Source organism: Marinomonas algarum, from assembly GCF_020532605.1.
GTDB classification, from domain to species: Bacteria; Pseudomonadota; Gammaproteobacteria; order Pseudomonadales; family Marinomonadaceae; genus Marinomonas; species Marinomonas algarum.
Genome location: NZ_JAJATW010000065.1, coordinates 1 through 1,458 on the forward strand (window position 1 = coordinate 1; position 1,458 = coordinate 1,458).

Below are 1,458 nucleotides of genomic sequence, written 5' to 3' on the forward strand. Positions count from 1 at the left end.
GGTAGGTCATTTTGAAGTGTTTTCATGGGATGGATTATACCAATCAAACACCTTACTCGTCATGATATCGATAGGTTAAATGTGGGTGTGCTTCTTGTAAATTGAGAGCCAGGCCATCTAGCAACCAATTAAGCTGACGAGGTGAGATTTGAATAGACAATTGTTCGTCATCAATACCAGGCCACTGAAAATGCCCTTTTTCGAGCCGCTTATAATGCAGCCAGAAACCATTTGACGCCCATTGCAATATTTTGACTTTATCGCGCGCTCGACCGCAAAAGACAAAAATATGATCACTACAAGGCTCTTTTTTCAGATCATAGGCGACAATATTGCATAAACCGTCAATGGCTTTACGCATATCAGTTGGCCCACAAATGAGAGTCACATTGAGTTGAGCAGAAGCGGTAAACATAAGTCTTTTATTCCCATGAAAGAAAAAAAAAGACTTTATGTTTTTTGACAAGGATTAAAACGTGTGGTTTAGCTGACGCTTACGTTAAGACTGTCACCTTCCGTGCATCATCATCTTCATGAAGATCACTGCCACCTAATACAAAGTGACGGAGCATACCACCAAACGCGCGCTCTAAATTTTCTTGAGTAAAGATATCCCTTGTCATTCCTGACGCCAGCACAGTACGATTTACCAACACAGTACGATCACAAAACTCAGGCACACTGCCTAAATTATGAGTGGCGACCAAAATAGATTTCCCTTCTTCTTTTAGCTCTTTCAGCAACAGCATAATCTGATCTTCAGTTTGCACATCAACACCGGTAAAAGGCTCATCCAATAAAATCAACTGCCCTTTCTGAGCGAGTGCACGTGCTAAAAACACTCTTTTTTTCTGACCTCCAGACAACTCCCCAATTTGTCGATGTCGATATGATTGCATTCCAACTCTATCTAGAGCTTTGGATACTTCGTCATGATCTATTTTTTTCGCCATACGCAACATATTCATATGCCCATACCGCCCCATCATCACGACATCTTCCACTAAAATAGGAAAGTCCCAATCAATATCTTCACTTTGTGGAACATAAGCAACCAAATTGGATTTGAGGGCTTGCTTAATAGGCATATCAAATATTTCGACTGTTCCATTGCTTAAAGAAACAAAGCCCATAATCGATTTAAATAGAGTCGACTTACCACTACCATTAACACCCACTAAAGCGGTAATCGAACTTGTGGGCAGAACAAAGCTCGCATTTTTGATGGCAGTATGACCGTTTTTATAAGTCACACTGACGTCATTTACCGATAAACCATTCTCTACATGATGCATTATTCGTCTGCTAAGCCTTCTGCTACAGTACTTAAATCTGAATCAGTGACTTTGTCAGCGGGTACCGCGCAGCTGCGCAAAAGCGGCATCGCTCTTTAAGAATACGACCTCATCCCGAGTTTTATCGCCTTGTATAGCTCTGTTGATCTGATTTCCGACTATG

General features: G+C 41.2%; 2 protein-coding genes. Both read right to left on the reverse strand.

Features of this window, described 5'->3' with window-relative positions; genetic code table 11:
* Window positions 1–52 precede the first annotated feature (52 nt).
* The gene (gene tnpB, locus LG368_RS15290) at window positions 53–415 is read right to left on the reverse strand and encodes an IS66 family insertion sequence element accessory protein TnpB (protein WP_226754942.1); all 363 of its coding nucleotides are present in this window, start codon (window positions 413–415) and stop codon (window positions 53–55) included.
* A gap of 79 nt (window positions 416–494) precedes the next feature.
* Window positions 495–1,295 (reverse strand): manganese/iron ABC transporter ATP-binding protein, encoded by an 801-nt coding sequence (locus tag LG368_RS15295; protein WP_226755549.1) that lies wholly within the window; start codon window positions 1,293–1,295, stop codon window positions 495–497.
* Window positions 1,296–1,458 lie beyond the last annotated feature (163 nt).

What these genes read in the sequence shown, in the direction of transcription:
- tnpB (WP_226754942.1), bottom strand. Translation starts at nt 415, where the DNA reads ATGTTTACCGCTTCTGCTCAACTCAATGTGACTCTCATTTGTGGGCCA.
- LG368_RS15295 (WP_226755549.1), bottom strand. Translation starts at nt 1,295, where the DNA reads ATGCATCATGTAGAGAATGGTTTATCGGTAAATGACGTCAGTGTGACT.